Source organism: Cognatishimia activa (assembly GCF_001458335.1).
Classification (GTDB): Bacteria; Pseudomonadota; Alphaproteobacteria; order Rhodobacterales; family Rhodobacteraceae; genus Cognatishimia; species Cognatishimia activa.
In genome coordinates this window covers 303,918-309,417 of the sequence record NZ_CYTO01000024.1, presented here as the reverse complement: position 1 = coordinate 309,417, position 5,500 = coordinate 303,918, and the positions used below count along the sequence as shown (strand labels likewise).

General features: G+C 50.1%; 4 protein-coding genes. 3 read left to right on the top strand and 1 reads right to left on the bottom strand.

Annotated elements, in window-relative coordinates; genetic code table 11:
- On the bottom strand, positions 1–1,809 hold a 1,809-nt coding region (locus TA5113_RS12595; protein WP_165589418.1), incomplete at its 3' end, for a hypothetical protein.
- Positions 1,810–2,253: 444 nt separating this feature from the next.
- On the opposite strand from TA5113_RS12595, the gene TA5113_RS12590 reads away from it, so the two are divergent.
- The 3 genes from TA5113_RS12590 to TA5113_RS12580 form a co-directional block, all read left to right on the top strand.
- Complete coding sequence (locus tag TA5113_RS12590) at positions 2,254–3,402, top strand: hypothetical protein (protein WP_131726486.1); 1,149 nt, start codon at positions 2,254–2,256, stop codon at positions 3,400–3,402.
- 120 nt (positions 3,403–3,522) lie between these two features.
- Positions 3,523–4,920: a tetratricopeptide repeat protein gene (locus TA5113_RS12585; protein ID WP_058316495.1), complete on the top strand. Its 1,398-nt coding sequence runs from the start codon at positions 3,523–3,525 to the stop codon at positions 4,918–4,920.
- 87 nt (positions 4,921–5,007) lie between these two features.
- Positions 5,008–5,500: alginate O-acetyltransferase AlgF (locus TA5113_RS12580; RefSeq protein ID WP_058316747.1), on the top strand; the 493-nt coding region annotated here is incomplete at its 3' end.

Below are 5,500 nucleotides of genomic sequence, written 5' to 3'. Positions count from 1 at the left end.
CAACAACAAAATGTCCAACCCGCCGTAGAGTTCTTCGACGTTTATGACACCTTGATGGATTTTCAGGTCGTCTAATCCGAGTCGACTGGCTTCCGCCTTCACTTCAGACTCAAGAGGGCCGGATCCGAAAAGAACCGGTTCAAAATTCATGCCATGTTCATCGCGCAAAGATGCCAATGTTTGTAGCCAAAGGAGGGGGCGTTTGTTGATCGCGAGCCGGAAAACGCCGCCAATTCTCAGCTTCTTACCCTTAGCAGGTATCGGACATTTTGCTCCGCCTTGCGGAACAAATAGATCCGAGAGGTGACTGGTGTCGAAAGCGTTGTAAATCGTCGTGATGCGCTCGCGCTCCAAGCTCAGCCAACTCTCATAGTCTTGCGATGCGCGGATGGAATTTGTTGTGAAGGTAACATTACTTTTGTCTGCCAGAGATCGATACAGCCCCCGATATTCTGAAAGCCGCGCGCTCTTGCGGGTGAGCGGGCTCATATTTCGGAAACTGAGAATAACCCGCTCGACTGACTGCGCCGTCCCGACAATGCCGCATGCCGCAGCAGACCTGTCTTGCCAGCCGTGCAATACGTTTGGCTTCAGCGTATTCACCAAATGCCAAAGCGGAATACAATCGTAGCGCAGCGAGCTTGGCAGGGCGTCCAAAAGCAACTTCACCTGCGAAGGTAGAGTCGCAGAATGTTCCGTTCTGTGAGAGAGTGGATGTATCGAGATGCCAAGACCTTCAAGTTCGGATAGGAAGTGGGCGTGCCCCCGATCTTCGGCAAGCGAAAATACTCCAATATGCAATTTTTCTTTATCTAGCCCATTTTGGATCAAGGCCCGCGCGGTTTCGACGAACTGGCGCTCTGCGCCTCCAATGCCAAGGGTTGACGTCACCAAAAGCACCAAGTTTGGGTCAACACCGGGCGCTGGCCACCCTTTTGGTTTGGGTGGCATCCTCAGGGTGTCTTCTAGCGGAAGTAGGAAATTTGGGCTGCGGATTTCCCTTGCTTCGTGCACGTTGTCGGGCAAGGCCCGACGACCGCTTACTGTAAAGTCGAGATCGTCAAGAAGCTGACGCGCACGGGAGGAAAGAGATATCCGTCTGCGTCTTAACCAAACGACAAGACCTATTTCGCCGTGGTCCAACAATGCATCACAAAACTTCTGTTGGTCTTCCTTTGAGAGTTCAGAACTGGCGCTCGGATTGAAACCGACATGCTCGGCCAATGCGTAGGCGACACCAAGTTGATTGGATTGCAACGCAAATCTCAGGCGTTCAACGAGAGAGATATTTGCTAGGACAATTTGAGTTCGGATGCGTTCAAGATCGTCAGCGCGTTCGAGACGCGTATAGATATTCTCAAGCCTCAAAAGCGCTTCGCCCAGCAAACGATCGCTCTCTAATATCAGGCTTTCCCAAACCAATGCTGCGGCGCTTAAATCGTGAACCATTTCAAGAATGCGCGCGTGCCGAGACTTAAGAAAAATATCCTGTGGGAAAAGTTGGCAGGCCTCTTTCGTGACCTTTAGCGCCCGCGCGAATTCTTCGGAAAACCGCAATAGATCCACGACCACCTTGGCATCGTCGGGCGTTTGGATATCCATGGCTTCAGCAAGTTGAATGGTTTTTGACCGGTCCAAGCGCACCCGTGTGCCCTCTGAAGCCAAGACGGCCTTTTTCAGATAAATTTTAGCCAACCGCCGACGAACATCGGGCAGCTGTGTCTCAGATCCGAAGGTTGCAATCAGAACGAACTCTGCCTCGTCTAAGGCGCTTCGTTCCGTAAGGTAATCAGCATCTAAAATCGCCATTTCTGAGGAGCGTACATCAGCTGACCAAACCTCTTCCCGAATTTGATGAGCCAGCCGGTCGTTTCCCGAGGCCAGACAGGTTCTCGCAAGATGCTCCCAAAGGCTTCTATGTGTTTGCGGTGGGCACCCGGAACCAGACAAAAGTAGACGCGCTGTCGAAAACCGCTTCTGCGCGCATAGCTCCAAAAGCTGCGCGCGGACTTGAGTGAATTCCGATAGCATTGTAATTTTCTACCCGAGTTCCTTTTTTTCTTTGAGGTTACTATGGGTGAAACGCTTTTTGAAAACAAGGAAGCAAACGTGGGGACTGAAGTTCCTCGTATGTTGGGAAACGCCGACTTTGACTTGGTTGTATCCCGACTTGCTCTGAACAGCGGAACCATTCTGGAGATTGGTCCATGGCTTGGTGCGATCACTCGGGAATTCGCAAACGCTGCACCAACCGTGGTTGTCGACCGTTTTGAATGGTCAGACAGCGAAAACAGGAGCTACCCAGGTGTTGCCGAACCGGAGGGATCTTTTCGGTCCGCATTTGAGAAAAACATTCAAGAAACAGAGTTCGAAGTTCTGGTGATTGAATCCGATATTCGGGATGCTGTCCTTCCGGAAAACACAACGTTTTCATTTTGCTTTTACGACGGACCGCGCTCGGCAGAAGACATTCATTATATCTTATGCATGTTAAGCACGTCGTTTTCCGCAGATGGGCAGATCCTTATCAAAAATGTCTTTGGCAGCCGTGCCCCGGAAGTCGCCGCCTATGTGAACGCATTGCTTGGACTAAATGTCGTAGAGTTACTTCCCACAGATCAACCGGCTTGGTGCAATATAGCGGTATTAACTCCAGGTCCGGCGTGGTCACAATTAACAGCTTTGGAATTTGAATCTTTGCTTGAGGATGCGCCGGTGCCTGCCGCGTTTAGCGATCCTTGGTATGGGCACTCCACAACAATTGTTCGCATCCTCTGGTTGGCATCCGTACATAGGTGGGGCCACGCCATTGCTTTGTTAAGAAACCTGCCGCATTTGACGGAGAACCAGTCCGCTTTTGATGAATTTGAAGATAATTTGGGTCTTGGCGTCAATCAGCCCGAAATGAGTGCCATTTTCTCAGTATTCAAGCATCTACATCAGGATCATGCGCTAGAGACGGTCAAACCTTTGGACGTTGGCACCAGTGTAGAAAATCGATTGCGTTTGATTTGGGATTCTGTGCCCGACGACCTGTGGCAATCCGAGCGGCTTAACGTGACAGACGCGTTCACCGAGCGTTTTGAGAAATTACACAGAGAGATAGAGGGACATGTCGCCTCAATACGCGACAAAGACATCGCGATTATAGGCCCCCATGACCCTGAGCTCGAATGGATATGCCTGATTTGCGGAGCGCAAACCATTACGAGTGTTCTTTTTGATACAGAGGTAGAAACCTTGCAGGCGACTAGACTGAAACGTGTGCATCTTGGCTTGGACGACACGCCAAATTTCGACATCGCTTTTATCTCTGAACTTCCCGAAGACACAGAGCGGTTCTCTGAATTTGAAAAACTCCCCAGCGTCGAAATGCAGAGCGCTGTCTCATATAAAACATAACACCCAGCTTGTTTTTTGATAAGCCGTGGAAAATAAAGACATTTGTTGTAAAGTCGTTTATAGTGCTTCGGCGAAAGTTAGAGTTTTAGGGTTTCAATCGGTCAACGGGAAGGCTTCAAAATGCAAAACCGTGTCTTAAATTTTGTCCTAGCAGCTGTTCTCGGAATGAGCCTTCAGACGCTATCGGCTTCTTCACAAACACTTTACGACCAAGCGGAAGACTATCGGCTGGGGACCAGCGGTGAGGTAGATCTCGAGAAAGCCCTCGCATTGCACAGTGAATCCGCTGCCGAGGGCCGCGACACTTCATTGGTGCGGATGGCAACTATCTATATTCAACTTGGCCAACCGGAAAACGCCCTTGCGGTGCTGGAACGTGGGATCGCGCGCGGTCACGGATTTTCCCAACAAGTTTGGGCGAGACTTCATGTTGGCGGGAAGTTCGGAGCCCTGTCTGAACCTAAACTTGGAATCCAAGCACTAGAAGATATTGCCACCGAGACCAACGCTGCTTGGGCACGCTACATCCTCGCGCGGGCCTACGAAAATGGAACCGGCGTTCCAATAAATGTTGGGCATGCTGTTTCGGAATATGAAAAACTCGCTGATGAAAACTACGCACCTGCACTAAGACAACTTGCTGAGATTGCCAAACGAGGCACGGGGGCGAAGCAAGATTTGCGCAAAGCGCTTTCGCTCTACGAACAGGCATATGACGCCGGCAATGCCGGATCGCTCTTGAGTATCGCGAGGGTGCACCTCGAACTTGGGAACACCGCACAGGCGAAAGCTTTCTATGAACGCGCGATTGAGAACGATATCGAATACGCAGCGGCTGAATACGCGAGGCTACACTTTCTGAACGAGTTTGCAGATGATTCAGATAAATCCTTTGGCGCTTCTTGGTTAGAAGATCGCGCGGAAAGCGGCGATGTCTCTGCGGCCATAGAGGCAATCCAACTTTGGGAGCGAAAATCCCGCCGGATTTCTTCGTTAGATTTAGACAGTGTTCTCAAAACTCTTAAAAACAGTGCTGATCAAGGGGACGGGCGCGCTGCCAGAGCATACTTGCGGGCGCTAAGAGTTCTGCGTTGGAAGATACCCAATGCACGCAAACTACATGCCGCAGCTGTGGAAAAATACGAGCCAATTCTTATTGGTGCGTCCTTATATAGGGAAAAATTCTTTGCGAGCTACGATCGCAACAGTCACGGCGCAAGTAAAGCAAAGGCGACCGAAGTGGTGCGCAGTCTATCAGGCAGCGACTTTGTGAATGCCGCGCTGGGTTTGCGTGCCACCGAACAAACTGCTTTTGTTCATTTGGTGCAATCCGAGCTAAAAGATCTTGGCTTTTATTCCGGTTCGATCAACGGGAAAGCGACACGTCAAACTGTTCGTGCTATGCTACGTTTCTGCAGCGATATTGGCTCCTATGACACATGTATTCACGGACCTTTGCTTTACAGTTCGGCGAGTGCAATCAGCCAAGGTCTCGCGCAAAAAAAGGGGACTCAGTAGGGTATCTTTCCTAACTTTATTAAAGTGGTGAGTATGAGCGCTCTCCAAAACCAAAAGTGAATAATTAAGAAACGACAAAGGACTCAAATGTCTTTTTGCAGGCTACTTATCGGAATTCTGGCTCTTATGCCGCTCGGCGGTGCTTTCGCAAATGATGAAGGTGTCGATGCGCTTTATGAGGCGGCCCTGCCTGAAGACGCTGCTTTTATTCGATTTATCGGGTTCCAGCCGAACGAAACTCCTGAGGTTTTCGGTTTTAAAATCCCAGAAAACGCGCGTGGCACGACAGACTACATCGTGGTCCGCGCCGATCGATATGAAGGGTTGCAACCAAGCAGTTTTCTAACAGTACTTCCCGCAAAAGATCGGTCTATCTTGATTTTCGAGGACACCGAAAGAGATCGTTTGAAAGTCTTGGTTTCACTCATAAACCTAACGGCCAGTGACCAAATCAGCTTGCAGACCTCTAAAGGTGAGGTGACTCTTATTGAAGCTTTGGGGCCTCGCGAAGTTGGCTATCGTTTGGTTAATCCGATCTCTGTTGGCCTCGCCGTCTTTGATGAGGATGAATTGTTAGATC

Excerpts from the sequence above, each read along its gene's own strand:
- TA5113_RS12585 (WP_058316495.1), top strand. The coding sequence starts at position 3,523 with ATGCAAAACCGTGTCTTAAATTTTGTCCTAGCAGCTGTTCTCGGAATG.